Raw genomic sequence first — 25,117 nt, 5'->3', positions numbered from 1 at the left:
CAGGACTCCCATGCCCCGACCGACCACCCTCGACCTGACCGCCGCCGAGCAGCCCTGGCGCGAGGTGCCCATGCCCGGCGCCAACCAGGGTCTGCGGGTCGTGCCGCTGGCGTCGGCCGGTTCGACCTTCGCGATCCTGACCCGCTTCCCGGAGGGGTTCGAGCGGCTCACGCCCGGTGGGTACCGCTGTGCCGAGGAGTTCCTGGTGCTGGACGGCCACCTGCAGATCGAGGGACGCACCTTCGCGCGCGGCGACCTGACCTACATCCCGGCGGGCTTCCTGCGCACCAGCATGATCGCCCCCGAGGGCTGCACGGCGCTGGCGTGGTTCGGCGGCCCGGCCACCTTCGTGGAGGCGGACGAGCTCGGCCAGGACGCCGTCGGCGAGGGGATCGAGTCGATCCACATCGACGCCCTGCTCGAAGCGGACCTGCTGGTGACCTCCGAGGCACGCTGGTCCGTCGGTGCGCTGGCCGCGGCCGAGCACGACGACACGGTCGACCTGGGGCTGACCCGGTGGTCGCACGGTGAGCACCCGGTGCCGGACGGCTCCGGACTGGTCCTGCGCCGGACGCCGATCGCCTGATGTTCCCCGGGGTGTGGCGCGGTCTCGACGGCATCTACGGCGGCTACGTCCTGGCCCGGGTCGTCGAGGCGGTGCGGGTCGTCGACGGCTTCGAGCCGATGAGCGTCAGCATCCAGTTCACCGGTGCCGTGCGCGACGTCGACAGCGACTGGCGTGTGGAGGTCCTGCACCACGGTGGCTCGACGGCGGCCGTGGGGGTCGAGCTCGTGCAGGGGCATCCGCGCCTGACGGCCTTCGGCAAGCTGGGCGGGGCGCAGGGCGAGCGACTGCTGGACTTCCCGATCGACCTGTCCGATCTGCCGGCGCCGGAGTCCCTGGAGTCGTACCGCTTCGCCTCGGCGATGCCGTACGAGAGCTTCCTGGACCACCGGTTGATCGACGACCCCGCGCACGTGCGGCGGGGGACGACCCGCGCCTGGATCCGCTTCGACGAGTCGGTCCAGCAGGCGCCTGAGCTGGGCCGGTACGGTCTGGCGGCAATCTTCCTGGACGCCCAGCCACCGGGGCTGTTCTTCACCGACCCGCCGCCGGTCTACGTCCCGACGGTCGACTTCACGATCCACTTCGCGCCCGGCGGCGAGTTCGACCGCCACGGCTGGCACTACGTCACCCAGAGCACGATGTGGGCCACGGCTGAGTTCTGCGTCGAGGAGTCCCGGCTCTACGACCGGTCCGGCTCGTTCATCGCCCAGGTACGCCAGACCCGCCGCATCGTCTGGTCCCGCTGACCCGCCCCAGCCAGCACATCCGCTCGCGAGTCACGCAGTTCCGCTCGCGAGTCACAGAGATCCGCTCGCGAGTCACGGAGTTCCGGCCAGGAGCCACTCACTTCTTCGTTGTGCGTGCCCTCAGTGACTCGTGAGCGGAACTCCGTGACTCGTCGGCGTCAGGGGCGCCAGGCCTGGACGACCTCGTCGACCGTGTTGACCCAGCCGAAGGTGAAGCCGATCGTGTTCAGCGCGTGGTCGTGACGTGCCTGCTCGAACTCGGCGCACGCATCGGCCACCACGTGGACGCGGTAGTCGCGCTGGCCGGCGTCGCGGGCCGTGGTCTCGACGCAGATGTTGGTCGTGACACCGCACAGCACCAGGTTGCGCACGCCGAGGCCGGTCAGGACGGGCTCCAGCTGCGTGCCGTAGAACGAGCTCGGGCGGGCCTTGTCGATGATCACCTCGCCGTCGAGGGGCGCCACGGCATCGGCGACGTCGGCGTCCCACGACCCGGCCAGCAGGGCGTCCGCGTCGCGCATCGCGGGGACCAGCTCATTGGGCAGGATGCCGCCGTCCGCGTAGCCGGCCATGTACTGGTAGCGGGTGAAGATGACCGGCACGCCCGCCGCACGTGCGGCCTCGATCAGCCGCTGGGTGCCCTCGATGGAGGGCTGCAGCTGGTCGGTCGGCATCCCGATCGCGGCCATGGACCCCTTGGGGTCGAGGAATCCGTTCTGCATGTCGATGACGAGCAGTGCGCTGGCGTCGCGGGTGAGGGTCATGGTGGCTCCTGTGTGTCGGTCGGTCGTGCGGGGACGGGGTGCGGGACGGGTCAGGCCTCGAAGGAGACCACGAGATCCTCCTCGTGGTCCAGGTCGAGCGCATGGAGCCGGTCGACCGAGGCGCGCAGCGAGGCGTATCCGGCGATCGCGGCGTCGATCTCGGCGGGATCGGGGGTCAGCCCGGCGGCTGCGATCATGGCGCGGACGGTCGTGGCGTGATCGGGCGTCGGGGCGGGGGAGGAGCTCACAGAGGGGCCACCTTCTCGTGATGGGAGGTCAGCTGCTGCCAGCGGCGGCCGGCGTCGAGCACCGTGGCGTCCTCGAAGGGGCGTCCGATGATCTGCAGGCCGACGGGCAGCCCGTCGACCTGACCCATCGGGACCGACAGTGCAGGATGCCCAGTGCCGTCCCAGTAGTGGGTCTGCAGCATCCCGACGACCTCCGCGAAGTCGAGATGGTCCAGCGCGGGCGCCGGCTGTGTCGCGGTGGGCCCGATGACCAGGTCGACGTCGGCGAACAGCCGTGCCATCTGCCGCTGCGCGTGGCGGCGCACCCGCAGCGTGCGGACGTAGTCGGGCCCGCTGAGCAGGGCGCCGGTCAGCAGCGCGGAGCGCGTGGGACGCCCGAAGTCGTGCCAGCGGCCGATGACCTCGTCGTGGTGGTAGTCCAACGCCTCGGCCGCGAGGCCCAGCATGACCGAGTCGTTGACCTCGTCGTAGGCCGGGAGGCTCACCTCGCTGACGACGGCGCCCGCCGCTGCGAAGGTGTCCGCGGCCTCGCGGACGAGCTCCTGCACCGCGTCCGTCGAGCGGGCCATCGGGTCGCGGGCCAGGCCGATGCGCAGGCCACGGGTCGCGAGCCGCACCTCGTCGAGGTCGAAGGTCGCTGCGGGCCGCACTGAGCGGTCGCGGTCGTCGGGCCCGGCCAGCACCGCCAGGATCCGCGCGCAGTCCTCGGCCGTGCGGGCGAGCGGCCCGACGTGGTCCAGCGACCAGGCCAGCGGAAGGACGCCGGTGCGCGGGACCAGCCCGTAGGTCGGCTTGTGCCCGCTCACGCCGCACCATGCGGCCGGCATCCGGATCGATCCGGCGGTGTCGGTGCCGAGGCCGCCGAGGAACATCCCGGCCTGGATGCCTGACCCGGTGCCCGAGCTCGAGCCGCCGGTCCACCGATCGGTGTCCCAGGGATTGGCGGGGGTCGGGAAGGGCTTCTCGGGATCGCTGAACCCCAGCGCGAACTCCATCGTGCTGGTCTTGCCCATCATGACCGCGCCGGCGGCGCGCAGCCGCGCGACGACCGGGGCGTCCCCTGTCGGGACCGGGTCGCGGGTGGCGCTCTGCCCCGTGGTGGGGGCGTCGGCGGTGAGGATGATGTCCTTGATGCCCAGCGGGATGCCTTCCAGCGGCCGGGGCATGTGCCCCGCCGCCCGGAGGGCGTCGCTGGCACGGGCCGCCGCGAGGGCCTGGTCGCGGTCGCGATGCAGGAAGACGCCCAGCCGATCGTCGAGGGCATCGGCCCGGTCCAGGCAGGCCTGCACGAGACTCACGGACGTGGTGCGTCCGGCCTCGAGATCGGCGAGGGCGGACGTGATGGTGTGCGGCGCCTGCATAGGTCTGAGTGTTACACCTTTCGCCTTCGGTGTGAAACAAATTACACAATTTTGTCCCAAACACTGTCTCTTGATACGAGCGCGACCTATTGTCTGACCTATTGCCGACATGGGGTTGGCAGAGATATTTGGAGAAGACATGCGCAGAGGAACTCTTCGTCGCCTCGGGATCGCCGCCACGGCCGTGGCGATCCTGGCTGCCGCGGGCTGCAGCTCGAACGCCGGCTCGGACTCGTCAGGTTCGGGGTCCAAGACCTTGACGGTGGCCTGGACGACGACGCCCAGCCAGCTGGACCCCAACGTGTTCACGGGCCTGACCTGGGTCTACGCGACCGATGCCTTCCTGGCGACCCTGGTGGAGTACGACACCAGCGTTCCCGAGGACCAGATCGTCGGCGTGGACGACCTGAAGCCCTCGCTGGCCGAGTCGTGGGAGGTCAACGAGGCGGGTACGCAGTACACAATCAAGCTGCGTCAGGGCGTCAAGAGTCCGGCCGGCAACGAGATGACGGCCGACGACGTCGTCTACTCCTTCGAGCGCATGTACTCCAACCCCGCCAGCCTGCAGGCCGGTGTCCTGCTCGCGACCGCCAACGTCGACGTCGACAAGCCGGTCGAGAAGGTCGACGACTACACGATCCACTACAACCTGACGGCACCGTCCGCGCTGGCGATGTCGGTGCTGGCCTATCCCATCGTCGGCATCCTGGACTCGACCGAGGTCAAGAAGCACGCGACCGAGGACGACAAATGGGCCGGCGCGTGGCTGGCGCAGAACTCGGCCGGCTTCGGGCCGTACCAGGTCGACACGCTGAAGCCGGACACGGAGCTGCGGCTCAAGCGCAACCCCAACTACTTCGACAAGACGCCCTACTTCGAGAACATCGTGATGAAGGCCGTGCCGGACGGCTCGTCCCGGGCGCAGCTGCTGATCTCGGGCGAGGCCGACATCGCCTCCGAGCCGCCGATCGACCAGCTGAAGAAGATCGAGGACAGCACCAGCGCCAACGTGTCCGAGCAGGCCGACTCCAACCGCCACAACCTGTCGATCTCGACCAAGAACGAGATCTTGGCCAAGCCCGAGGTGCGCCGCGCCCTGAGCCACGCGATCGATCGCGAGGCGATCGTCGGCGCGATCTACCAGGGCTACGCGGCCCCGGCCCTGTCCCCGATCTCCTCGACGTTGGCCGCCGACCAGCCGGCCATGGGTGAGTACGACGTGGCACTGGCCAAGAAGGAGCTCGCCGCCGCCGGGTACGCCGACGGATTCGACATGGAGCTGAGCTACGCCACAGAGCGTCCGGGACCGTACGCGGAGAACCTCGCGCGGCTGATCCAGACCGACCTGAAGAAGGTCGGCGTCAACGTCTCGCTGAAGGCCGTGCCGTCCGCGGCGGACTTCGAGGAGGGAGTCTCCAAGCAGAAGTACGAGTCCTACCTCTACAGCGACCGCCCCTCGCAGCCCGATGCCGGGTTCTCGCTGTTCCTGTACAGCTACAGCAAGTCTGCGCTGAACAAGAGCGGGTTCGCCAACGCCGAGCTGGACGACTTGGTCATCAAGGCGCTGAAGCTGCCCACCGGCGACGAGCGCACCGGCGTCCTGGCATCAGCGCTGGACGTCCTGGCCGAGCAGGAGCCCATCATCTCGCTGGTCGAGGTCCCCGACCTGGCCGGGATCTCGGCCGGGCTGAAGGGATTCCGGGCGCTGCCGTCCGGCGGCACGATGTTCGAGGAGCTCAGTCGCAAGTGAGTCCGCTGCGGTCATGAGGTGGGCGGTCCCGTCACGGGGCCGCCCACTCCTGCGTCCCGGGCAGGTTTGCCACCGCCCCGAGGCGGGTACTTCAGGAGGGCATGCGCGGAAGAGAGGACCAGAACAGGTGAGCGAGGTCCTGAACGACCGGTACGAGCTGGGGGATGTCGTCGGCTCCGGTGGGATGGGAGCCGTCCACCGAGCGACGGATCTACGTCTGGGCCGGACGGTGGCCGTCAAGATCCTGCGCGGTGACGCCTTGGCCGACGGCACGGCCCGGGCCAGGATGCGCAGCGAGGCGAGCCTCGCCGCGTCCATCAACCATCCCGGGGTCGCCCGGGTCTTCGACTTCCACGAGGGCGCGCCTTCGAGCGGGAGCCCCACCTTCATCGTCATGGAGATGATCGAGGGGCGGTCGCTGGCCCAGCTCTTGGGCGAGCACGGACCGCTGCCGACCGATCAGGTGATGTCCGTCGTCGTGCAGGTCGCCGAGGGGCTGCAGGCCGCCCACGATGCGGGAATCGTCCATCGGGACCTGAAACCGGCCAACATCATGCTGACCCCGGCCGGCCGGACCGTGCTGGTGGACTTCGGGATCGCCCGCTCGGCGACGAGCGATCCGCTCACCAGCACCGGGGTCCTGGTCGGAACGGCCGACTACATGAGCCCGGAGCAGGCCGCCGGGCGCTCCGCGACACCGGCATCGGATCTGTACGCCCTCGGCGTCGTCGCCCACCACTGCCTCACCGGCACGTCCCCGTTCCGCCGTGAGTCCCAGGTCGCCACGGCCGTGGCCCACCTGAACGAGGACGCTCCCGACCTGGGTGGCCGGGTGCCGCAGGAGGTCGCCGACCTGGTCGGCTCGCTGACGGCCAGGAATCCTGCCGACCGGCCGACCAGCGCCGCGGCGGTCGCCCTGCAGGCGGCCGCGATCGGCGCGGCGGGCGCGATCGAGCTGCCGGCGACCTTCGAGTGGACCGCCCCGGACGTCCAGCTGACCGAGACCACTCCGGCGGTGACTGCGCTGCCGGGGCGTGCGGTGGCCCCCGCTGCGGGAGTCCGCACCCGACGCCCGGCCAAGGCCTACGCCGGGATCGGCATCTTCGTGGTCTGCCTGGCCCTCCTCGGCGTCCAGTCGATGCGGCCGGACCCGAACAAGGCGATGGTCCCCGACGTGGTCGGGATGAACGTTGACGACGCGACTGCCCGTATCCGGGACGCGGGCCTGGCCGTGGGTTCCACCTCGGTCGATGCCGGCGACGTCCCCGCCGGGCAGGTCGTCGACCAGTCACCGGACAGCGGTCGGCCCGGGTCGCGCGACGAGCGGGTGGAGCTCTCGGTCGCGTCGGGCCGGGTCATGCTCTCGGCCGATGACGTCATCGGGACGACGTACACCAAGGCCGCCGACGCACTGGCCGAGCAGGGCTTCGAGGTGGTCCGTCAGGACATCGCGGGCAGCGCCGAGCCGGGCACGGTCCTGGGCCTGGATCGCTCCGGTCGGCTGGCGTACGGATCGTCCGTCACGCTGACGGTCGCGGTGGCTCCCGCCCGGACCGCGTCGCAGGGTTCGGCGAGCTCGACCTCGACCGGGGGCGCAGCGAGCAAGCGGGCGGCGGCGAAGAAGGGTCCGGCCGCGAAGGCTCCGGCCGGCAAGGCCCACGCCCCGAAGGGGAAGGGCAAGCCACCAGGGAGGAAGTGAGCCCGGGGCAGCCTTCACGGTGATCTCAGGGCCGCTCCGCCGCGGTCGACGGGTCCTCTCCGCGACGCAGGAGCGGGGCGTGCTCGACGGCGTGCGCGGCACGCGTCAGCAGCCTGCTGGCGTCGTGGAGGCGCGGCGCCGGACCGCGACCGTGCTGGATGTGGCGGTCGACGCGGTCACGCAGGCGGTCGATCACGGTCAGTGGAACGGCTGCGAGGACATTGCCGGGAGGGCGGCGCGCGACGACCGGATGGGCCCGGGTCGGGGCGGTGCGCCGCACGGTCTCCCAGGCCAGGCCGAGGGCGCGCAGGCGATGGACGTCGAGCCGTGCCTGCAGGCGCGGCAGCAGCTCGTCCTCCTCGTCGCGCACGTCCTCGCGCAGCACCGCGACGAGCCGGTCGAGAAGTGGCTGGCGCTCGGCCGAGCCGGCCGCCGTCGCCTCGATCTCGGTGACGATCTCGTTGACCTCCTGGTGCTCCCGCTCGACCTGCAGCGTCAGGGCCTCGCCGTCGGGCAGGACCCTCCGGATGACGGGCCACAGCACGGCCTCCTCCGCGAAGGCGTGTGAGAACACCAGGCGGTACAGGCGACGCAGGACATCGTCCTGCGCGTTCGGCGCCGCGCTGCCAAGCTCGTGCAGCAACCTGTCGAGCTCGACGTGGTCGCGTTTTTGTCGCACCAGGACGCTCAGTGTGCCGCCGAGCCGGCGTTCGTCCTGGCCGGCCAGCGACGGGGAACTGCCGGGGCGGCCGTCGGTGGGTGTCGGGTGCGGATCTGGAGCGGACATGCCCCAGGTTTTCCCACGTGGGCGGGTACGAAACGTGAGCCCGGGAAACGGATCGGAGGTGCCTCCGAGCCCCGGTCAGGTGGCGCGACCTACATTTGCTCCATGCTCAAGATCGACTCCCGGACCGCTGTCCTGGTCACTCTCGTTGGCTTCGCCGTCACCCTCACCGGACTGGCGTTCCTGCTGGTCAGCGCATGGATTCAGGGAGTTGTCATCACGCTGCTCGGGCTGGCCGTGATCACGTTCGGGTACCGCAGCGTCGCGGAGTGAGACCCGCCACGGACGACGCGGTTCACCGCTGACCCGGCCTTCATCTGTGGCACACTGTCTCGACAATTTCGGGGCGGTGAAGGGTGCGGGCGGTGTTGGACACGGCGAGCCTGCGCGTGGCGTTCGGGGTCGTCGCGGTGACCCTGCTGGTCCTGTTCTACTTCGTGGCGTACCGCACCAGCCGCTCGGCGTACTGCGGGTGGTGGTGCGTGGCCCTCCTGCTGTTCATCGGCGGGTCGGCGGCCTATGTGCTGGACGGCACGTCGCACCAGGTCTGGGCCAATCCGCTGGGCAGCACCCTCATGGTGGGCGGAGTGTGCGCGGTGTGGGCAGGCACGCGCTCGTTGCGCGACCGGCCGGTGCTGCCCGCCCTGTTCGTCGTTGCTCCCGGCAGCACCCTCTTGGCCGCGGTGCTCGACGATCCGGCCGCCAACGACTGGGCCGGGGGAGGCGTCTTTCTGGCCTGGATGACCTCGGCCGTCGCGCTGGCGTCGTGGGAGCTGTGGTCGGTCCGGCCTGCGGCGGCAGTCCTGCTGCGCCGTGAGCGCACCTTCTCCCCGGCCGTGCGCACGATGGCCGTCATGGCGTCCGCCTTCAGCGCGTACTACGCGGCACGGACCGTCGCGTTCCTGACCTCCGGGCCGGACGGTGACGTCTTCGAGCGGTTCTTCGGCTCGGGCGTCACGACCCTGTTCACGACGGTGCTGCTGGCCACCGTCTCCTTCGGCATGACGTCGCTGAGCTTCGAGCGGGAGACCGAGGAGCTGCGCACCCGGGCGACGCGGGACGGGCTGACGGGACTGCTCAACCGTCAGGAGTTCATGCGCCAGGCCGCCGCCGAGTGGCGCAGCCGGGCCAGGAACCGCCCGGGCGCCGACGGCTGTCTCGTCCTGGCCGACCTGGACCACTTCAAGCTGGTCAACGACACCTATGGCCATCCCGCCGGCGACTACGCGCTGCAGGCGTTTGCGGCGACGTGTCGCGGTGTCGTACGGTCCTCCGACCTGGTGGGCCGGTACGGCGGCGAGGAGTTCATCCTGTTCCTGCCCGGCATCACCCCGGAGCGCGCCGAGCAGGTGGTGGTCGAGATCAGCACCCGGCTGCGGCAGACCGCGACGCTGAACGGCATGACGTTCCCCACCGTGAGCTACGGGATCGCCTCGGTGGCCGACAGCGTGGATCTCGCGCAGGCGATCGAGCAGGCGGACCGGGCCCTGTACGAGGCCAAGGCCCTGGGCCGCGACCGGGTGATCCGCAGCGAGCGCCTGCGCCAGGAGCACGAGCAGGCCTGACGGCCCCACGATGATTGGAGCCCGGTCAACGGGGTACCCCGCGGGCGGGTGCAGAAGGTCGCTCACTGAGCTCGCTTCAGAAGGCAGCAGTCCATGGCCACCGACCTGTCGGCCCCGCTCGTCAGAGATGCCGAACCCACTCCGATCCGGGTGGCGTCCGTCCCCTCGTCGCACGTGTACGTCCGTCACCTCTCGCCACCGGGAGACGCCACCGACGGCGTGCGCCGGCTTCCGGACCCCGTCCCGTCCGGCGCCGCACCGCAGTCCCGCTGGTGGCCGCCCGCAATGCTCGAGGCCGACTGGGTGCACGCGCACCATGACGACTTCGACGTGTTCCACATCCACTTCGGCTTCGACGCGCGGACCCCGCAGCAGCTGACCGACCTGGTGGACGCCCTCGGGGCGCACGGCAAGCCGCTGGTCCTGACCGTGCACGACCTGCGCAATCCGCACCACGCCGGCCGGGAGGAGCACGACGCCCAGCTCGACGTGCTGGTGCCGGCCGCCCAGGCACTCATCACCCTGACCCCGGGCGCCGCCGCGCAGATCCGGCACCGGTGGGGACGCCGGGCGCAGGTCATCGGCCATCCCCATGTCGTCGAGCTGGACGACATGGCGCGGTGGCGGGCGATGCGGACGCGCCACGTGCCGTTCCGGATCGGTCTGCACGTCAAGAGCCTGCGCGCCAGCATGGACCCGGCGGCCGTCCTCCCCGCGTTGGTGCGCGCCGCGGACGAGATCGGCGACGCCGTCGTGCAGGTGGACGGGCACCGGGACGTCCTGGAGACCGCCGGTGCCCGCTACGACCGGCGACTGGCCGATCAGGTGCGCTCCTACGGTGACCGCATCGACCTGCGCGTCCACGACTACTTCGACGACCAGGAGCTGTGGGCCTACCTGGCCTCGCTCGACGTCTCGGTCCTGCCGTACCGATTCGGGACGCACTCGGGATGGCTCGAGGCATGTCGTGACCTGGAGACGCAGGTCATCGCACCCACCTGCGGCTACTACGCCGAGCAGGGACCGGTGCACAGCTACGTCATGGACGAGGAGCGCTGGGACGAGGACTCCCTGGTCGAGGCGGTCCACCGGGCGCACCGCTCGCGGCCCTCGCACGTGACGGTGGCCGAGCGGGAGCGACAGCGGTACGAGACCGCGCTCGCCCACCGGACCCTCTACGACACGTTGCTCGCATGAGGGTCTGCCTCATCGCGTCGAGCCGGTTCCCGGTCCGTGAGCCGTACCAAGGTGGCCTCGAGGCGCACACCGCCACCTTGGCAGCCGCTCTCATCGCCCGGGGGCACCACGTCAGTCTGTTCGCCGCTCCCGGGTCCGATCCGCGGCTCAACGTCGAGGAGCTTGAGGTCGACACCTTCGAGCCCAGTGCGGCCGCCCGCCAGGACGTCGGCTCCCCACCCCGCATGTGGATGCAGGAGCACCACGCGTACCTGCGCCTGATGCTGGAGCTGATCGCCACGGGAGCGGAGCGGTTCGACGTCATCCACAACAACTCGCTGCACCACCTGCCGGTCGCGATGGCGCGGGCCCTCGCCGTGCCGATGATCTCCAGCCTGCACACCCCTCCGTTGGCCTGGCTGGAGTCGGCGATGTCGCTGGCCGGCGACGAGGTGACGTTCACGGCGGTCAGCGACCACACGGCACGAGCGTGGTCGCACGCCGTGGACGCCCGGGTGATCCGCAACGGCGTCGACACGCAGTGCTGGAGCCCGGGCCCCGGGGGACCGCGGGCGGTGTGGACCGGACGTCTGGTGCCGGAGAAGGCGCCCCACCTGGCCATCCGCGCAGCCCGGGCCGCAGGGATCGACCTCGTGCTGGCGGGGGCACGCCTCGATCCGGGCTACTTCGACCGCGAGGTGGCCCCGCTGCTGGATCGCCACGTCGAGTACGCGGGGCACCTGTCGAGCCACGAGCTGGGTGAGCTGGTCGGCGGCTCGGCGGTCGCCATCGTGTCGCCGACCTGGGACGAGCCGTACGGGCTGGTGGCCGCGGAGGCGATGTCCTGCGGCACGCCGGTGGCAGCCTTCGCCCGCGGTGCGATGCCCGAGATCGTCGCGCCGGTCGGCGGCACGCTGGCCGTGCCCGGCGACGTGCAGTCACTGGCCGATGCCGTGCGCAGCGCCGGCCGGCTGGACCGCGGGCGGGTCCGCGCGCATGCGGTCGACCGGCTCGGCATCGACCCGATGGTCGACGGCTACGAGCGGGTGTACGAGCAGGTCGGCGGGGAGGCGGCGTGATCGGGTACTACGTGCACCACCACGGACAGGGCCACGTGCACCGGGCGACAGCGATCGCCGCGGCCCTCGAGACGCCGGTCGTGGGTCTGAGCTCGCTGCCCAGGCCGCCTGCCTGGCGCGGACCATGGGTCGAGCTGCCGCGCGACGACGACGGCGACACGATGGTCGACGCCCAGGCCCACGGGCAGCTGCACTGGGTCCCGGAGCACCACGGTGGGCTGCGTGCCCGGATGGCGGAGGTGTCCGCCTGGATCGCCAATGTCGAACCCCAGCTCATGGTCGTGGACGTCTCCGTCGAGGTCTCGCTGCTCGCCCGCCTGCACGGCGTGCCCGTCGTGACGGTGGTCCTGCCCGGTGATCGGTGCGATCCGGCGCACCAGCTGGTGCACTCGGTCGCGCGCCGGTTGCTCGCGGTGTGGCCCCCCGAGGCGCGTCGCCTGCTGCGGGGCGTCGATGAGGAGTCCGACCGGCTGGTCCGGGTCGGCGGGATGTCACGGTTCGACGGGCGGCCGATCGTCCTCGCGGCGGGTCGCCCGTCGAGGCGGCGCGTCGTGGTCCTGGCCGGTGCCGGCGGCACGGACGTGACCGCCGAGCACCTCGACCGGGCGATGGAGCAGACGACCAGCTGGGAGTGGACGGTGCTGGGCGGGCCGGGCGCCTGGGTCGACGACCCGTGGGACCTGCTGTGCGGCGCCGATGTCGTCGTCAGCCACGCCGGCCAGAACGCGATCGCCGAGATCGCCGCCGCCAGGCGCCCCGCGGTCGTGATCCCGCAGCCGCGGCCGTTCGGCGAGCAGGACGTCATGGCCGCCGGACTGGCCGAAGGCCATTGGCCGGTCGTGGTGCGCGGCGGCTTCCCCGCCACCGGCTGGGAGGAGCTGCTCGACTCCGCGGCCGGTCTCGACGGGCTGCAGTGGCAGGGCTGGAACGACGGCGGTGGTGCGGCCCGGGCCGCCGCCCTGATCGAGGCCGAGGCGCGCGCGACGATGCCGGAGTCGCGGTGAGGATCGCGGTCGTCACGGTCGTCCACGGCCGCCACGGGCACCTGTTGTTGCAGCACGAAGGGCTCGCGGCCTCACGGCGTCCCGCCGATCACCGGGTGGTGGTGGCGATGGACGATCCGCAGCTCGAGCGGTGGCGTCCTGCGGCTCCACCGGTCCCCGACGTGGTGTCCGTCGAGGGCGACGACCGGGGGCTGCCGCTCGCGCGGGCCCGCAACGTCGGCGCCCGCCGGGCTCTCTCGGCAGGCGCCGAGGCGCTGATCTTCCTGGACGTCGACTGCATCCCGTCACCCGAGCTGATCGGCAGCTACGAGCGGGTGCTGGCCGATCCACGGACCGCCGACGACGTGGTGTGCGGGGCAGTCACCTATCTGCCGCCTCCGCCGGAGGGCGGGTACCGGCTGGAGGAGGTCGCCCACATGGGTGAGCCGCACCGGGCCAGGCCGTGCCCGCCTCCGGGACAGGTCGACCGAGGACACGACCGGTACGACCTGTTCTGGTCGTTGTCGTTCGCGGTGTCGGCACAGACCTGGCACCGGCTCGGTGGCTTCGAGGAGTCGTACGTCGGGTACGGCGGAGAGGACACCGACTTCGGGCGGGTGGCGCAGTCGGCGGGCATCGCGCTCACGTGGGTCGGTGGCGCCGACGCCTTCCACCAGCACCACCCGGTCAGCCGCCCCCCGGTCGAGCACGTCGACGACATCGTGCGCAATGCGACGATCTTCCGGCGCCGCTGGGGCAGCTGGCCGATGCAGGGCTGGCTCGACGCCCTGGTGGCGCGTGAGCTGGTGACCCGGCGGCCCGACGGCTCGTACGCCGTGGCGTCAGCGCTCGACAGCGTCCTCGATGTCGAACGCTGAGCCGGTGCTGACGGCATCGGCGTAGGCGGCGAGCTGCTCGCCGTCGAGCTGGACGCCGATCGTGGCGAACGCGGACTCGGCCTGGGTGGCGATGCTCTGGACCGACAGCCCGGTCAGCTTGGCGCGCACCTCGGCATCCACCTCGGCGACGGTGGGCTGGATCGGGGAGGGGCTGTCCTGGCGATCGGCGCTCATCGGGCGGTGGGGGAGTCGACGCGGGTGCCGGTCGTGCCCGCAGTGTGCAGCCACGACCGCGACGCGCGTGGTCCGGCGCCGAACCGCGAGGCAGCGGCGCTGCGAGCGGCCGTCGCGGCTTCTGCCGCGATCAGCACCGAGGTGGTCGTCATCGTGCCGAGCATCGTCATCATGGCCGGCAGGTACCCCGTGGCCGAGCCGACCAAACCCCCGGCTGCCGGTCGCTCAGCCGTCGCCGGACAGCTCCGCCAGCCGCTCACGGGCGCGTTCGACGGCGGCGTCGGCCGCGCGTCGCGCCTTCTCGGCGGCCCACACAGCCGTCGAGCGTCCGGGCAGCCCGGACTTCTCCGCCCGGAGCTCCTGCTCGACTGCGGAGATGCGATCGCGCAGATCGGCCAGCTCGTCCCTGAGCCCGGCCACCCGTTCCTTGGCCTCGACGACCGCTTGCCCGGCCTCGGCCTCCGCCTGCTCGGCGCGCTCCAGCTCCTGCTGCGCCGAGGCCAGGTCGCGCCGTGCATCCTCCCGGGCCTCCTCCCGCGCGCGGCGCTGCGCCTCGGCCCTTCTGTCTGCGGCCTCCCGGCGCGCGGCCTCGGCCTTGCGGTCCGCCGCGGTGGCGCTCGGCTTCTTCGGGTCAGCGCGACCGCGACGCGGGGGCTGGGGCGCCGTCCGCGCGGCCCGGCGGCTCCGTTGCACGGACACCTCGTCGACCGGCAGTGCGGAGGCGTCCGTGATGTCGACCGAGCCGAAGCCGCCGGGCGACAACGGCCGCACCAGCAGACCCGCGCGCAGTGCCGCGCAGGCTCCGGGGTCCACGACGGCTGCCCACGCGGTCTGCTCCACGTCGCGCAGCGAGGCGGCGGTGGCGCGCCCACCGGCACCGAGCGAACCCGCGGCCGTGACGGCCCGGCCGACCAGCGCGCGTCGCTCCTGGTCCAGGGCGCGCAGCTGCCCCGCGTCGGCCTGGGACTGCGCGGCCCGCAACCGGTCGCCGAGATCGTCGATCTGATCCACCAGCGCCGGGTCGTCACGCACCAACAGGTTGACCAGGTGGGCCCCGGCGGCGGGCTTGCGGAACTTCTTCACGCGACCGGCGGCCGTGCTGTCGCCGGATGCCTTGAGCTGCCTGGCCGCCGCGTCCCGGGCCTGGGTGAACTCGGCCACCGGAAGGCCGTAGAGGCGTCGGGCGACGGCGTCGATCGACAGGTCGTCCGCCACGGCGTCAGCTGTTCTGCGGGCGGGCGTTCGACTCGCGCTGCACGACGATGGCCTCGGCGACCGTCACCAGACGTTTGTTCTCGTGCTGGGAGATCCGGCGCAGGAACTGGAACGCCGTGTCGGCACTGATCTCGAACTGCTGCATCAAGATGCCCTGGGCCTGTCCGATGACCGTGCGTGTGTCGAGGGCCGTGGTGAGTCCTTCGGTGCGCTCCGCGGCGGCGAAGGCCGCGGTGGCGTGGGCCGCCAGCAGCTCGGCGATCTCCTCGTCGGCACGGGTGAACGCGCTCACTCGGTTGGCGTAGATGTTGAGCGACCCGTAGCCACGCGTGGTGGTCGCGAGGCGCACGCCCAGGGTGCTGCGGATCCCGATCGCGTCGGCGGACGGACCCCACTGGGGCCAGCGCAGATCGTTCTTCACGTCGTCGGAACGGTAGGTGGCCTGCCCGGTCATGGCATCCAGGCATGGGCCCTCGTCATACGTCACCTGCAGCTGGTGAGCCTCGGCGACCCGCGGCGAGGTCTGGGCCGGCGTCTCGATCTGGGACCGGCTCAGCGTGCGCATGATGCCGGCGTCATCGGCGTCGAGCACACGGCACGCGTAGGAGCTGACTCGGTCGAGCATGGTCTGCGGGGTGGCATCCTGCTCGAGCTCGAGCGCCATCGTTGCCAGCATGCGGGCGACGTCCACGTCGCTACCTCCCAAGTAGTTGCTCAGCACTCTACGCAGCCCGGAGGCAAAAGTGCGGCGGCCGTCCGAGGACGGCCGCCGCACCAGATGCGCCGTTACGCCGGGAACCGCTCCCAGACGCGGTGGCTGCCCAACAGCTCGACGACCGAGCCGAGGACGTCCAGCGCGTCGTCGCCGATGTACACGCCCGCCGGTGCGGCCGGCAGGCCGCTGGCCTCGAACGCAGCGGCTGCATCGCCCCAGCCGCCCAGCGCCTTGCAGTGGCGGTAGGCCTCCGACAGCAGCAGCGAGACCCGCGGGTCGAGCACGCCACCGCTGGGCGCGCCCGCCTTGGCGTCGGCCGAGGGATCGGCGTCCGCGCCGACCAGGGGAGCGCCGGCGAGCAGGACGGTGTCCAGCTCGATGGACCGAACCGTCAAGAAGGTGCGCTGGACCGCGACCGGGTCGCCGTTGCCATCGGTGAGCATGCCGCCCTTGGACGCGATGACCAGCGGCACCATGCCGGCCGCGAACACCGCATCGCGCACCGCCCGGACATCGGACAGGTCCGTGACGTCGTCCGGCACGACGATGCCGATCAGGCGTCCGTCGGTGGGCCACGTGTCGCCGATCTGGGACAGGGCCGGGCTCGGCGCCTCGTCGGTCACCGCGACCGTCGGCTCGGGTGCGGGCAGACCGAGGCCGTCAGCGACCAGCTGGCACAGGTGCGCGTCGATGTTGGCCAGCGCCAGCAGCTGCCGCTCCTTGATCGCCTGCTCGTAGCACTTGCCCAGCTCGAAGGTGTAGGCCTGTGCGATGTGCGACTGCTCCGCCGGGCTCATGCTGCGGTAGAACAGCCGCGCCTGGCTGAAGTGGTCGTCGTACGTCAGGGGCGACTCGCGTACCTTGGTCGCGGCCTCCACCGCCTGGGGGACGTCGATGAACGCACTGACGTCCTCACCGGCCAGGAACGGGCACCCGCCGTCCAGGGAGTTCGGCTTGTACGGAGCGATGCCGGTGTGGTCGGCGTGCTGGTGGAATCCGTCACGCAGCATGTCGTTGACCGGTGCGTGCGGCCGGTTGATCGGGATCTGGTTGAAGTTCGGTCCACCCAGCCGGGTCAGCTGCGTGTCGAGGTAGGAGAACAGCCGGCCCTGCAGGAGCGGGTCGTCGGTCGCATCGATGCCCGGCACGAAGTGGCCCGCATGGAAGGCGACCTGCTCGGTCTCGGCGAAGTAGTTGCCCGGATTGGCGTTCAGCGTCATCGTGCCGATGACCTGGACGGGGGCGAGCTCCTCGGGGACGAACTTGGTCGAGTCGAGCAGATCGATGCCCTCGAACATCTGGTCCGGGGTGTCGGGGAACACCTGCACGCCCAGGTCCCACTCGGGGTGCGCCCCGGACTCGATCGCGTCGGCCAGATCGCGGCGGTGGAAGTCCGGATCGACGCCGGCGGCGATCTGCGCCTCTTCCCACGTGAGGGAGTGGACGCCGAGCCGCGGCTTCCAGTGGAACTTGACCAGCGTCGTCTCGCCGGCGGCGTTGACCAGCCGGAAGGTGTGGACGCCGAAGCCCTCCATCATCCGGTAGGAGCGCGGGATGCCGCGGTCCGACATGTTCCAGAGCGCGTGGTGCTGGCCCTCGGTGTGCAGCGACACGAAGTCCCAGAACGTGTCGTGCGCGCTCTGCGCCTGCGGGATCTCGACGTCAGGATGCGGCTTGCCGGCGTGGATGACGTCGGGGAACTTGATCGCGTCCTGGATGAAGAACACCGGGATGTTGTTGCCGACGAGATCGTAGTTGCCCTCGGTGGTGTAGAACTTCACCGCGAATCCGCGGGTGTCGCGCACGGTGTCGGCCGATCCACGCGATCCGAGCACGGTCGAGAACCGGGTGAACACCGGCGTGGTCGCGCCCTCGGCGAGGAATGCGGCCTTGGTCAGCTCGGAGGCCGCGCCGTTGGAGCGGAACACGCCGTGTGCCGCGGCACCGCGGGCGTGGACGACACGCTCGGGAATGCGCTCGTGGTCGAAGTGCATGATCTTCTCGCGCAGGTGGTGGTCCTGCAGGAGGGTCGGTCCGCGACGCCCGGCCTTCAGCGAGTGATCGGTGTCCCGCAGCGGGACGCCGGTCGCGGTCGTGAGGTAGGCGCCCTGCTGGGCAGCGGCGAGCTCGCCGTCCTTGGACGGGGCGCCGGTCGGCGAGTGCGGGACCGGCCCGTGCTGGGCAGGCTTCGGCGGCAACGGCTCGGTGGGCGTCGTCGGCTCCTCGAGCGTCGGCGTTCCGCTGCCGGGGGTGCCGGGCACCAGGGGAGCGGCGTCGTTGACGGCCGCCTTCACCTCGTGCGCCACCTCGCCGGCGATGTCTCGTGCCTTGCCGACCAGTCCGCCGGATTCGTCCGTCATGATGCTCCTTCGAGGGTCTTCGTGTGGGACACCCCGAGGTACCCCGCCCCGCGGCGTGGGAAACGCTCGACGGGGTGGCTGTCGGACGTTTCCGGCGCGACACGGCGGGTAGAGGCATACAGGAGCGGGGGCACGGGTCCCGCCGAGGAAGGATGGTCGTGAGTCAAGCACCCAGCAGCATGACGTTCGCCGGGCTCGAGGTGTGGTTCGACGACCGCGTCCTGCGCCCCAGGGAGTGGACGCAGGCACAGTCGGACTGGGCCGCCGAGCTGCTCGACGGTGCGCCGGCCGGTCAGGTGCTGGAGCTGTTCGCCGGGGTCGGCCACATCGGCCTGGCTGCGGTGGCCGCCAACGCGCGTGAGCTGGTCATGGTGGACCTGAACCCCGTGGCCTGCGAGCTGGCCCGCCGCAACGCGGACGCCGCCGGGATGGGGGCGCGCGTCGAGATCCGGCAGGGCCGGATCGATGAGGTGCTCGAGAGCAGGGAGACCTTCCCGGTGATCATCGCCGACCCGCCGTGGGTACCGACCGCAGGCATCGGCGAGTTCCCGGAGGACCCCACCATCGCGATCGACGGGGGAGAGGACGGTCTGGCCCTGGCACGCATCGCGTGCGAGGTCGTGGACCGTCACCTGGCCCCGGGGGGATCGGCGATCCTGCAGCTGGGCAACATCGGCCAGGCCGATCAGCTCGACGCCAACCTCGCGGCGGCCGGCTCACAGCTGGGTGTCGTGGAGACACGCACCTTCGAGCGCGGCGTGCTGGTCCGGCTCGGCGTCAGGGCCGGTTCTTCGGCGGGATGACCTTGTGGGTCCCGTCGCACCATGGTTGCGTCGCGGACTTCCCGCACCGGCAGACCGCGCTGATGGGACGCCAGGTCCGGTGGGCGTTGCCCTCGGCGTCCTGCACGACGTGATCGCCGCGCAGCAGCATCGGCCCGCCGGGGCACAGGATGATGTCGGGGTGCTCGGTGTCGCTCATGCCGCCCACTCCGCCAGCATCCGGTGCGCGAACCGGTCCTCCAGGTCCAGGCAGGTGAAGGCCCCGAAGAAGACGTCGTCGCGCAGGTGAGGCGACTCGTCCAGGAGCGAGCCGCAGATCGTCCGGACCGCGAGCTGCTCGTGGACCGCATCGGCCTCGACGTGCTCGTCGTAGTAGCCGATCATCTCGGCGGGAAGTCCCAGCCGGGTGAGTCCCTGGGAGATGCGCCGCGAGGGGATGCTGCTGGTCATCTCGAAGGCCGCGAGATGCCCCAGGGAGGCGCCGCGCAGGCGGCGGTTGAGGCCGAACAGCGACATCGCGTTGTTCTCCTCCAGCACCTCCACCGGCACGTCGTCGATGTAGGCGCCGTACTCGGCCCGCAGGCCGCAGCGGTCCATTCCTCGGGCGAACAGCTCGGAGTGCAGGCGGTTGGGGTCGCCGCCGCCGTACTCGTCGAACTGCAGCTCCATGAGAGCCGCCTTGGTGCGGGTGGTCAGTCGCGGCACGACCCAGGCGGTCGGGTCGGACTCCTTGAGGTGGTAGATCGAGCGCATCCGCAGCAGCTCGAGCGCCTGCTCGTGATCGGCGTCCTTGTGCACGAAGGCGGCCAGCGAGGGGCCGTCGTGCTCCTCGACGAAGGTGAACAGGGCATCGGCGAACTCGCCGTCGGGCCAGCTCGACGGCGCCCGGTCCCGCAGGGAGTTCTCGAAGCTGGACTCCAGCGAGCGGCGCAGCTCGATCAGCTCGGGCTGCCACTCGAGCCGGTCGTCGGCGTCCTCGAAACCTTGGTAGTGCAGCTCGTAAAGGGCCCACAGGGTGATCTGGAGGTCCTCGTCGTCATCGGCCAAGGTGTTCAGCGCGGCGCGCCAGTCGGGCGTGGACGAACGAAGCGACGAGAACACGACCTCGCTGAGCGACCCGCGGCCCTTGGGCGTCAGCACGTGGCCGCCGGCATGACCGGGCCGGAAAGGGGAGTCAGTGGATGGTGCATGGGGAAATCCTCGTTCTGGAGCTGCTGCGGCCGGGTGCTCGACCGGTCCCGAAGGTACCCCGTGGAGCGCGGTTCAACCCTGCGCCGGGGGTCACAGTGCCGTAGGATCGCCGGCGCCGAGGCGCGTCCGGACGTCGACGTCCGGGTGTCGCGTCCCCCAGCAGCCGGATGGATGAGCTTCGATGGTGTCGTTCCCGCAGGACCCCATGCTGGCCAAGCACGTCGCGAACCTGCCGGAGCCCTCCGCGCTGCCGGGCGGTTGCGTGTACGAGCCCAAGCTCGATGGCTACCGGGCGCTGCTGTTCGTCACCGAGGAGGGCTGCCGCGTCCAGTCCAGGCGGGGCCACGACATCACCGATGAGTTCCGGGATGTCGCGGAGGCGGCCTTCGAGCAGCTGCCTGCAGGGCTGGTGGTCGACGGGGAGCTCGTCGTGCGCACCCGCGGGGCCTTCGACTTCGGCGAGCTGCAGCGCCGGCTCGCGCGGGCGGGCAAGCAGCGCATCGGTCAGCCCGCCGCGTCGTTCATCGCGTTCGACCTGCTCGCCGCGGCCGGGCGCGACGTGCGGACCACGCCCCTGCGGGTCCGGCGCCAGCTGCTCGAGACCGTCATGGCCGGGACGTCCGCGCCCCTGGAGCTGTGCCCCCAGACCGATGACCTGGACGTGGCCCGGGAGTGGCTGGGCCAGTTCGCGGACGCGGAGCAGGGCATGGAGGGGCTGGTGGTCAAGGGCGCCGACACGACCTACCGGGGCGGCGCCCGGGGATGGCTCAAGTACCGGTTGCGGGACACCGTCGAGGCCGTCGTCGGCGGCGTGGGCGGGTCGCTGGATGCCCCCGGTCACCTGGTCCTGGGCCTGCCGGACGCCGATGGCCGGCTGTTCTTCGCCGGCACCACGACCGCGCTCACGCCGGCCCAGCGCCGCGAGGTCGCCTCCGCGGTGAGCCCTGCGGAGGCCGCCCACGCATGGCTGCCCGACAGCGGCGCATCGCGCTGGGGTGGCGGCGACAAGCAGCCGGTTCGCCCGGTCCGGGCGAACCTCGTGGTCGAGGTGTCGGTCGACAGCTCGGTGCAGGAGGGCCGGTGGCGGCACCCGGTCAAGCTCGTGCGGTTGCGGCCCGACCTGACCCCGGACGAGGTGGCGGGGCAGCGCGGGTAGCCGACGTCAGGACGGGTCGAACCGGGCCGCGGTCCATTCCCCACCCAGGTGCTGGAACAGCGTCCAGCCGGGGCCGACGTCCTGCAGGAGCGCCCATGCATTGGCGCTCTCGAACGAGTCGAAGGACTCCTCGGCGATGACGTCCCCGTCGTCGTTGCGCAGCTGGTAACGGCCCATCGCGGTTCTCCTCTCGGCAGGACGTGTCCTCCTGCGGCTCGATCCGTCGTACCCGCTGGGCGCCGCGGGAAACCCGCGGCCGGGCGCGTCAGCCGACGGGTTCGGGGTAACCACGCTGCATGCCAGCACCCGTGACCAGCCATCGCGTCGAGCTGGAGGTCAACGGCGTCCGCCGGGCCTGCGAGCTCGACACCCGCACGACCGTTCTCGACGCGCTGCGTGAGCACCTCGACCTGACCGGCACCAAGAAGGGCTGCGACCACGGGCAGTGCGGAGCGTGCACCGTCCTGATCGACGGCCGCCGGGCCAACAGCTGCCTCGTGCTCGCCGTCGCCGCGCAGGGGTCGGCGATCACGACGATCGAGGGCCTCGGCGGCCCGGAGCCGGAGACGCTGCACCCGGTGCAGGACGCATTCCTGGAGCACGACGCGTTCCAGTGCGGATACTGCACGCCGGGGCAGATCTGCTCCGCGGTCGGGATGCTCGACGAGGCGTCCCGGGGCTGGCCGAGCGCGGTGTCGGACGATCTCGTCTCTCCCGGAGAGCTGGGGACCGATGAGATCCGCGAGCGGATGAGCGGCAACCTGTGCCGGTGCGGGGCCTACGTCAACATCGTCGAGGCCATCGGGTCGGTGGAGCAGTGAAGCCGCTCGCGTACGAGCGCGCATCGAGCCTGGATCAGGCCGTCGGGCTGCTGGCCGCCTCGGACGTCCCGGCCCGGTTGCTGGCCGGCGGCACCAACCTGGTCGACCTGATGAAGCTGGAGGTCGAGACGCCGGGACTGCTCGTGGACGTCAACCACCTCGGGCTCGACCGGGTCGAGGACACCGACTCCGGCGGCCTGCTGATCGGGGCGATGGTCCGCAACGCGGACCTGGCCGCCGATCCACGCGTCCGCGAGCGCTACCCGGTCCTGGCCAGGGCGCTGCTGTCGGCGGCGTCCGGGCAGATCCGCAACCTCGCCACGACCGGCGGCAACCTGCTGCAACGCACCCGCTGCGTCTACTTCATGGATGCCACGAAGCCGTGCAACAAGCGCCTCCCCGGGAGCGGGTGCCCCGCGATCGAGGGCGCCTCGCGGGAGCTGGGAGTGCTGGGCACCTCGCGATCGTGCATCGCGACCCACCCCGGCGACATGGCGGTCGCGCTGGCCGCGCTCGACGCAGTCGTCCACTACGTCACCGCCGACGGTCCCGCGACGCTGGCCATGACCGAGTTCCACCGGTTGCCGGGCGATGATCCGTCCGTCGACACCAACCTGCCGCCGGGAGCGGTGATCACCGCGGTCGAGGTCCCACCGTTGCCGTTCGCGGCGAGCTCGACGTACCGCAAGGCCCGCGACCGCCGCTCGTACGCCTTCGCGCTGGCGTCCGTCGCCGCCGCCGTCGATGTCGCCGACGGCCGGGTGCGCGACGTCCGCCTGGCGCTGGGCGGGGTGTCCCACCGCCCGTGGCGGGCGTACGCCGCAGAGGAGCTCCTCCGCGGGGCGCCGGCGACGGCCGACAGCTTCCGTGCGGCGGTCGAGGCCGAGCTCGCCGCCGCCACTCCCACCGACGAGAACCGCTTCAAGATCGATCTCGTGACCCGGCTGGTCACCGGCACCCTGCTCGAGCTCACCGGAGGCGCCCGATGACCGCCCTGGGCGCTGGCGTCCCTCGCCTGGAGGGCCACGAGAAGGTCACCGGCACCGCCCGCTACTCGTACGAGCGGACGCCGGACGGCTGCGTCTACGCCTGGCCCGTGCAGTCCACCGAGGCGCCGAGCCGCATCACGGCGATCGCCGTCGCCGCAGTGCTGGCGATGCCGGGCGTCGTGGACGTCATCACGCACGAGGACGCGGAGCGCCTCAACGATGCGGACGACGGCGAGCTGCTCGTGCTTCAGTCGCCCGACGTCGCGTACCGCGGGCAGGTCGTGGCGCTCGTGGTCGCGGAGTCGCTGGAGACCGCCCGGGCGGCAGCCGATGCGCTGCACGTCGAGTACGACGCCCGCCCGGTCGACGCCGTCCTGACGCCCGGGCACCCGAAGCTGTACGCCCCGGAGGAGGTCAACGCCGGATTCGAGACCGACACCCGCGTCGGTGACCTCGACCAGGCACTGGCCCAGGCCGATGTCGTCGTCGACCGGACCTACTCGACGCCTGCGCTGTTCAACAACCCGATGGAGCCCCACGCCTCAGTGGCGACGTGGTCGGACGGGCGCCTGCACGTGTTCGAGTCCTCGCAGGGCTCGACGGCGACCGGCGGGGTCCTCAGCACGCTGTTCGACGTCCCGGCCGATGCGATCACGGTCGACTCGCAGCACGTGGGCGGCGGTTTCGGGTCCAAGGGATCGCCGCGCCCCAACGTGGTGCTGGCCGTGCTGGCGGCCCGGCGCACCGGACGACCGGTCAAGATCGCGTACAGCCGGCAGATGATGTTCTCGATCGCGGGCTACCGGACGCCCACGATCTCCCGGGTCCGGCTGGCCGCGAACGACGACGGCCGCCTGCTCGGGATCGCCCACGATGCGCAGTCGCAGACCTCGACGATCGAGGAGTTCGCCGAGCAGACCGCCGAGGCGACCCGCCACATGTACGCCGCACCGCACCGCTCGACGACCCACCGTGTCGCGGCGCTGGACGTCCCGACGCCGCGGTGGATGCGTGCCCCCGGCGAGTGCCCCGGCATGTAGGCGCTGGAGTCGGCGATCGACGAGCTCGCACACGAGCTGGCGATCGACCCGGTCGAGCTGCGCGTGCTGAACGAGCCCGCCAGCGATCCGGAGACCGGCAAGGAGTTCAGCAGCCGGCACCTGGTCGACTGCCTGCGCCGCGGCGCCGAGATCTTCGGCTGGGACGGTCGCGACGCGACGCCCGGCGCCCGGCAGGAGGGCCGCTGGCTGATCGGCACAGGTGTCGCCTCGGCGCTGTACCCCGCGATGGTCAGTGGCAGCAGTGCCCGGGCGACGGCCCGCAGCGACGGGACGTTCCTGGTCCAGATCAACGCGACCGACATCGGCACCGGTGCCCGCACCGTGCTGGCGCAGATCGCCGCGGACCGGCTCGGTGTCGACGTCGAGCGCATCGACATCCGGATCGGGAGCTCGGCCCTGCCGCCCGGCGCGATCGCCGGTGGCTCGGCGGGCACGGCGTCCTGGGGGTGGCCGGTGGCCAAGGCCTGCGCGGAGCTGGCCGAACGGCTCGCGGCCGGCGAGCGGATCCCGGCCGACGGCCTGGTCGTGGAGGCGGACACGTCGGACGACGTCGACGCGATGGACGACGTCGACCGGCACGCCTACGGTGCGCACTTCGCGGAGGTGCGGGTCGACCTCGACTCCGGGGAGATCGTCCTGGCCCGCATGGTGGGGGTGTTCGCGGCGGGCCGGATCCTGAACGCCCGCACCGCGCGATCGCAGCTCATCGGGGGCATGACGATGGGGGTGTCGATGGCGCTGCACGAGCACGGGGTCATGGACGAGCGCCGCGGCGACTACGCCAATCACGACCTGGCGACCTATCACGTCGCGGCGTGCGCCGACATCCCCGACATCCACGTCGAGTGGCTCGAGGAGCACGACGAGCACCTCAACCCGGTCGGCGGCAAGGGCATCGGCGAGATCGGGATCGTCGGATCGGCCGCGGCGGTCGCGAATGCGGTCTGGCACGCGACGGGCGTGCGGGTGCGCGACCTTCCGGTCCAGCCCGATGCGCTGGTCGGCCGGCTGCCGCACCGCGCCTGAGGGGC

General features: G+C 71.6%; 28 protein-coding genes. 16 read left to right on the top strand and 12 right to left on the bottom strand.

The window, feature by feature from the left end:
- Positions 1 to 10: 10 nt before the first annotated feature.
- Both NQV15_RS15505 and NQV15_RS15500 read left to right on the top strand, forming a co-directional pair.
- The gene (locus tag NQV15_RS15505) at positions 11 to 586 is read left to right on the top strand and encodes a cupin domain-containing protein (protein ID WP_232400513.1); all 576 of its coding nucleotides are present in this window, start codon (positions 11 to 13) and stop codon (positions 584 to 586) included.
- Positions 586 to 1,314 carry an acyl-CoA thioesterase gene (locus NQV15_RS15500; protein WP_232400518.1) on the top strand — a complete coding sequence of 243 codons (729 nt, stop codon included), beginning with the start codon at positions 586 to 588 and terminating at the stop codon, positions 1,312 to 1,314. The genes NQV15_RS15505 and NQV15_RS15500 overlap by 1 nt, the downstream gene beginning before the upstream one ends.
- Positions 1,315 to 1,472: 158 nt before the next feature.
- Here the strand turns inward: NQV15_RS15500 and NQV15_RS15495 are convergent, their stop codons facing one another.
- Genes NQV15_RS15495 through NQV15_RS15485 form a run of 3 tightly spaced genes read right to left on the bottom strand, consistent with a single transcriptional unit; the run spans position 1,473 to position 3,687 of the window.
- On the bottom strand, positions 1,473 to 2,078 hold the full coding sequence (locus NQV15_RS15495) for a cysteine hydrolase family protein (RefSeq protein ID WP_232400520.1): 606 nt from the start codon (positions 2,076 to 2,078) through the stop codon (positions 1,473 to 1,475).
- A gap of 50 nt (positions 2,079 to 2,128) precedes the next feature.
- Positions 2,129 to 2,326 (bottom strand): hypothetical protein, encoded by a 198-nt coding sequence (locus tag NQV15_RS15490; protein ID WP_232400522.1) that lies wholly within the window; start codon positions 2,324 to 2,326, stop codon positions 2,129 to 2,131.
- Positions 2,323 to 3,687, bottom strand: coding sequence for an amidase (locus NQV15_RS15485; RefSeq protein WP_232400524.1), 1,365 nt, complete (start codon positions 3,685 to 3,687; stop codon positions 2,323 to 2,325). The genes NQV15_RS15490 and NQV15_RS15485 overlap by 4 nt, the downstream gene beginning before the upstream one ends.
- A gap of 139 nt (positions 3,688 to 3,826) precedes the next feature.
- Here NQV15_RS15485 and NQV15_RS15480 point away from each other — a divergent pair, with 139 nt between their 5' ends.
- Both NQV15_RS15480 and NQV15_RS15475 read left to right on the top strand, forming a co-directional pair.
- The gene (locus NQV15_RS15480) at positions 3,827 to 5,437 is read left to right on the top strand and encodes an ABC transporter substrate-binding protein (RefSeq protein WP_232400526.1); all 1,611 of its coding nucleotides are present in this window, start codon (positions 3,827 to 3,829) and stop codon (positions 5,435 to 5,437) included.
- A gap of 127 nt (positions 5,438 to 5,564) precedes the next feature.
- Positions 5,565 to 7,136, top strand: a complete 1,572-nt coding sequence (locus tag NQV15_RS15475) for a protein kinase domain-containing protein (RefSeq protein ID WP_232400537.1) — start codon at positions 5,565 to 5,567, stop codon at positions 7,134 to 7,136.
- Between the two features lie 25 nt (positions 7,137 to 7,161).
- Here NQV15_RS15475 and NQV15_RS15470 read toward each other — a convergent pair whose 3' ends face one another.
- A complete protein-coding gene (locus NQV15_RS15470) occupies positions 7,162 to 7,923 on the bottom strand; it encodes a hemerythrin domain-containing protein (protein ID WP_232400539.1) in 762 nt (253 codons plus the stop codon).
- 102 nt (positions 7,924 to 8,025) lie between these two features.
- Here NQV15_RS15470 and NQV15_RS15465 point away from each other — a divergent pair, with 102 nt between their 5' ends.
- The 6 genes from NQV15_RS15465 to NQV15_RS15440 all read left to right on the top strand — a co-directional run bounded on the left by NQV15_RS15465 (position 8,026) and on the right by NQV15_RS15440 (position 13,601).
- On the top strand, positions 8,026 to 8,193 hold the full coding sequence (locus tag NQV15_RS15465) for a hypothetical protein (protein ID WP_232400541.1): 168 nt from the start codon (positions 8,026 to 8,028) through the stop codon (positions 8,191 to 8,193).
- Positions 8,194 to 8,285: 92 nt separating this feature from the next.
- The gene (locus NQV15_RS15460) at positions 8,286 to 9,485 is read left to right on the top strand and encodes a GGDEF domain-containing protein (protein WP_232400543.1); all 1,200 of its coding nucleotides are present in this window, start codon (positions 8,286 to 8,288) and stop codon (positions 9,483 to 9,485) included.
- Positions 9,486 to 9,578: 93 nt separating this feature from the next.
- Complete coding sequence (locus tag NQV15_RS15455; protein WP_232400551.1) at positions 9,579 to 10,682, top strand: glycosyltransferase family protein; 1,104 nt, start codon at positions 9,579 to 9,581, stop codon at positions 10,680 to 10,682.
- Entirely contained in the window at positions 10,679 to 11,740 is a 1,062-nt protein-coding gene (locus NQV15_RS15450; protein ID WP_232400554.1) for a glycosyltransferase, read from the top strand. The genes NQV15_RS15455 and NQV15_RS15450 overlap by 4 nt, the downstream gene beginning before the upstream one ends.
- Entirely contained in the window at positions 11,737 to 12,744 is a 1,008-nt protein-coding gene (locus tag NQV15_RS15445) for a glycosyltransferase (protein WP_232400556.1), read from the top strand. Before NQV15_RS15450 ends, NQV15_RS15445 begins: the two co-directional genes overlap by 4 nt.
- Entirely contained in the window at positions 12,741 to 13,601 is an 861-nt protein-coding gene (locus tag NQV15_RS15440) for a glycosyltransferase family 2 protein (protein WP_232400558.1), read from the top strand. The genes NQV15_RS15445 and NQV15_RS15440 overlap by 4 nt, the downstream gene beginning before the upstream one ends.
- On the opposite strand, the gene NQV15_RS15435 is transcribed toward NQV15_RS15440, so the two are convergent.
- The 5 genes from NQV15_RS15435 to NQV15_RS15415 all read right to left on the bottom strand — a co-directional run bounded on the left by NQV15_RS15435 (position 13,566) and on the right by NQV15_RS15415 (position 18,086).
- The gene (locus NQV15_RS15435; protein WP_232400575.1) at positions 13,566 to 13,796 is read right to left on the bottom strand and encodes a hypothetical protein; all 231 of its coding nucleotides are present in this window, start codon (positions 13,794 to 13,796) and stop codon (positions 13,566 to 13,568) included. The genes NQV15_RS15440 and NQV15_RS15435 overlap by 36 nt on opposite strands.
- Positions 13,793 to 13,969 (bottom strand): hypothetical protein, encoded by a 177-nt coding sequence (locus tag NQV15_RS15430; RefSeq protein WP_232400577.1) that lies wholly within the window; start codon positions 13,967 to 13,969, stop codon positions 13,793 to 13,795. The genes NQV15_RS15435 and NQV15_RS15430 overlap by 4 nt, the downstream gene beginning before the upstream one ends.
- A 52-nt stretch (positions 13,970 to 14,021) precedes the next feature.
- Positions 14,022 to 15,011 (bottom strand): hypothetical protein, encoded by a 990-nt coding sequence (locus NQV15_RS15425; RefSeq protein ID WP_232400579.1) that lies wholly within the window; start codon positions 15,009 to 15,011, stop codon positions 14,022 to 14,024.
- A gap of 4 nt (positions 15,012 to 15,015) precedes the next feature.
- On the bottom strand, positions 15,016 to 15,702 hold the full coding sequence (locus NQV15_RS15420; protein WP_232400581.1) for a GAF and ANTAR domain-containing protein: 687 nt from the start codon (positions 15,700 to 15,702) through the stop codon (positions 15,016 to 15,018).
- Positions 15,703 to 15,797: 95 nt separating this feature from the next.
- Complete coding sequence (locus NQV15_RS15415) at positions 15,798 to 18,086, bottom strand: catalase (RefSeq protein ID WP_257125061.1); 2,289 nt, start codon at positions 18,084 to 18,086, stop codon at positions 15,798 to 15,800.
- A gap of 152 nt (positions 18,087 to 18,238) precedes the next feature.
- Here NQV15_RS15415 and NQV15_RS15410 point away from each other — a divergent pair, with 152 nt between their 5' ends.
- Positions 18,239 to 18,889, top strand: a complete 651-nt coding sequence (locus NQV15_RS15410) for an RsmD family RNA methyltransferase (RefSeq protein WP_404801312.1) — start codon at positions 18,239 to 18,241, stop codon at positions 18,887 to 18,889.
- Here the strand turns inward: NQV15_RS15410 and NQV15_RS15405 are convergent.
- Both NQV15_RS15405 and NQV15_RS15400 read right to left on the bottom strand, forming a co-directional pair.
- Positions 18,864 to 19,067 (bottom strand): CDGSH iron-sulfur domain-containing protein, encoded by a 204-nt coding sequence (locus NQV15_RS15405; protein ID WP_232400585.1) that lies wholly within the window; start codon positions 19,065 to 19,067, stop codon positions 18,864 to 18,866. The two genes, NQV15_RS15410 and NQV15_RS15405, sit on opposite strands and share 26 nt — an antisense overlap.
- Positions 19,064 to 20,008 carry an iron-containing redox enzyme family protein gene (locus NQV15_RS15400; RefSeq protein WP_232400587.1) on the bottom strand — a complete coding sequence of 315 codons (945 nt, stop codon included), beginning with the start codon at positions 20,006 to 20,008 and terminating at the stop codon, positions 19,064 to 19,066. The genes NQV15_RS15405 and NQV15_RS15400 overlap by 4 nt, the downstream gene beginning before the upstream one ends.
- Positions 20,009 to 20,240: 232 nt before the next feature.
- Here NQV15_RS15400 and NQV15_RS15395 point away from each other — a divergent pair, with 232 nt between their 5' ends.
- Complete coding sequence (locus tag NQV15_RS15395; RefSeq protein ID WP_232400589.1) at positions 20,241 to 21,215, top strand: ATP-dependent DNA ligase; 975 nt, start codon at positions 20,241 to 20,243, stop codon at positions 21,213 to 21,215.
- A gap of 6 nt (positions 21,216 to 21,221) precedes the next feature.
- Here NQV15_RS15395 and NQV15_RS15390 read toward each other — a convergent pair whose 3' ends face one another.
- On the bottom strand, positions 21,222 to 21,392 hold the full coding sequence (locus tag NQV15_RS15390) for a hypothetical protein (protein WP_232400590.1): 171 nt from the start codon (positions 21,390 to 21,392) through the stop codon (positions 21,222 to 21,224).
- Positions 21,393 to 21,511: 119 nt separating this feature from the next.
- Here NQV15_RS15390 and NQV15_RS15385 point away from each other — a divergent pair, with 119 nt between their 5' ends.
- The 4 genes from NQV15_RS15385 (at position 21,512) to NQV15_RS18140 (ending at position 25,112) form a co-directional block, all read left to right on the top strand.
- Positions 21,512 to 22,036 (top strand): 2Fe-2S iron-sulfur cluster-binding protein, encoded by a 525-nt coding sequence (locus NQV15_RS15385; RefSeq protein ID WP_232400592.1) that lies wholly within the window; start codon positions 21,512 to 21,514, stop codon positions 22,034 to 22,036.
- Positions 22,033 to 23,025, top strand: a complete 993-nt coding sequence (locus NQV15_RS15380; RefSeq protein ID WP_232400594.1) for an FAD binding domain-containing protein — start codon at positions 22,033 to 22,035, stop codon at positions 23,023 to 23,025. The genes NQV15_RS15385 and NQV15_RS15380 overlap by 4 nt, the downstream gene beginning before the upstream one ends.
- On the top strand, positions 23,022 to 24,065 hold the full coding sequence (locus tag NQV15_RS15375) for a xanthine dehydrogenase family protein molybdopterin-binding subunit (RefSeq protein ID WP_306459353.1): 1,044 nt from the start codon (positions 23,022 to 23,024) through the stop codon (positions 24,063 to 24,065). The genes NQV15_RS15380 and NQV15_RS15375 overlap by 4 nt, the downstream gene beginning before the upstream one ends.
- Before the next feature lie 63 nt (positions 24,066 to 24,128).
- Positions 24,129 to 25,112: a molybdopterin cofactor-binding domain-containing protein gene (locus NQV15_RS18140; RefSeq protein ID WP_306459352.1), complete on the top strand. Its 984-nt coding sequence runs from the start codon at positions 24,129 to 24,131 to the stop codon at positions 25,110 to 25,112.
- Positions 25,113 to 25,117 lie beyond the last annotated feature (5 nt).

This window comes from Aeromicrobium wangtongii (assembly GCF_024584515.1).
In the GTDB taxonomy this organism is placed as follows: Bacteria; Actinomycetota; Actinomycetes; order Propionibacteriales; family Nocardioidaceae; genus Aeromicrobium; species Aeromicrobium wangtongii.
Note: the sequence above shows the minus strand (reverse complement) of the source record. Positions and strands in the feature narration are given on the sequence as shown.

Coding starts and splice junctions, on each gene's coding strand:
- NQV15_RS15430 (WP_232400577.1), bottom strand. CDS start 13,969: ATGATGACGATGCTCGGCACGATGACGACCACCTCGGTGCTGATCGCG.
- NQV15_RS15395 (WP_232400589.1), top strand. CDS start 20,241: ATGGTGTCGTTCCCGCAGGACCCCATGCTGGCCAAGCACGTCGCGAAC.
- NQV15_RS15480 (WP_232400526.1), top strand. CDS start 3,827: ATGCGCAGAGGAACTCTTCGTCGCCTCGGGATCGCCGCCACGGCCGTG.
- NQV15_RS15390 (WP_232400590.1), bottom strand. CDS start 21,392: ATGGGCCGTTACCAGCTGCGCAACGACGACGGGGACGTCATCGCCGAG.
- NQV15_RS15375 (WP_306459353.1), top strand. CDS start 23,022: ATGACCGCCCTGGGCGCTGGCGTCCCTCGCCTGGAGGGCCACGAGAAG.
- NQV15_RS15435 (WP_232400575.1), bottom strand. CDS start 13,796: ATGAGCGCCGATCGCCAGGACAGCCCCTCCCCGATCCAGCCCACCGTC.
- NQV15_RS15485 (WP_232400524.1), bottom strand. CDS start 3,687: ATGCAGGCGCCGCACACCATCACGTCCGCCCTCGCCGATCTCGAGGCC.
- NQV15_RS15495 (WP_232400520.1), bottom strand. CDS start 2,078: ATGACCCTCACCCGCGACGCCAGCGCACTGCTCGTCATCGACATGCAG.
- NQV15_RS15405 (WP_232400585.1), bottom strand. CDS start 19,067: ATGAGCGACACCGAGCACCCCGACATCATCCTGTGCCCCGGCGGGCCG.
- NQV15_RS15450 (WP_232400554.1), top strand. CDS start 10,679: ATGAGGGTCTGCCTCATCGCGTCGAGCCGGTTCCCGGTCCGTGAGCCG.
- NQV15_RS15385 (WP_232400592.1), top strand. CDS start 21,512: ATGCCAGCACCCGTGACCAGCCATCGCGTCGAGCTGGAGGTCAACGGC.
- NQV15_RS15465 (WP_232400541.1), top strand. CDS start 8,026: ATGCTCAAGATCGACTCCCGGACCGCTGTCCTGGTCACTCTCGTTGGC.
- NQV15_RS15500 (WP_232400518.1), top strand. CDS start 586: ATGTTCCCCGGGGTGTGGCGCGGTCTCGACGGCATCTACGGCGGCTAC.
- NQV15_RS15455 (WP_232400551.1), top strand. CDS start 9,579: ATGGCCACCGACCTGTCGGCCCCGCTCGTCAGAGATGCCGAACCCACT.
- NQV15_RS15505 (WP_232400513.1), top strand. CDS start 11: ATGCCCCGACCGACCACCCTCGACCTGACCGCCGCCGAGCAGCCCTGG.
- NQV15_RS15415 (WP_257125061.1), bottom strand. CDS start 18,086: ATGACGGACGAATCCGGCGGACTGGTCGGCAAGGCACGAGACATCGCC.
- NQV15_RS15470 (WP_232400539.1), bottom strand. CDS start 7,923: ATGTCCGCTCCAGATCCGCACCCGACACCCACCGACGGCCGCCCCGGC.
- NQV15_RS15410 (WP_404801312.1), top strand. CDS start 18,239: ATGGTCGTGAGTCAAGCACCCAGCAGCATGACGTTCGCCGGGCTCGAG.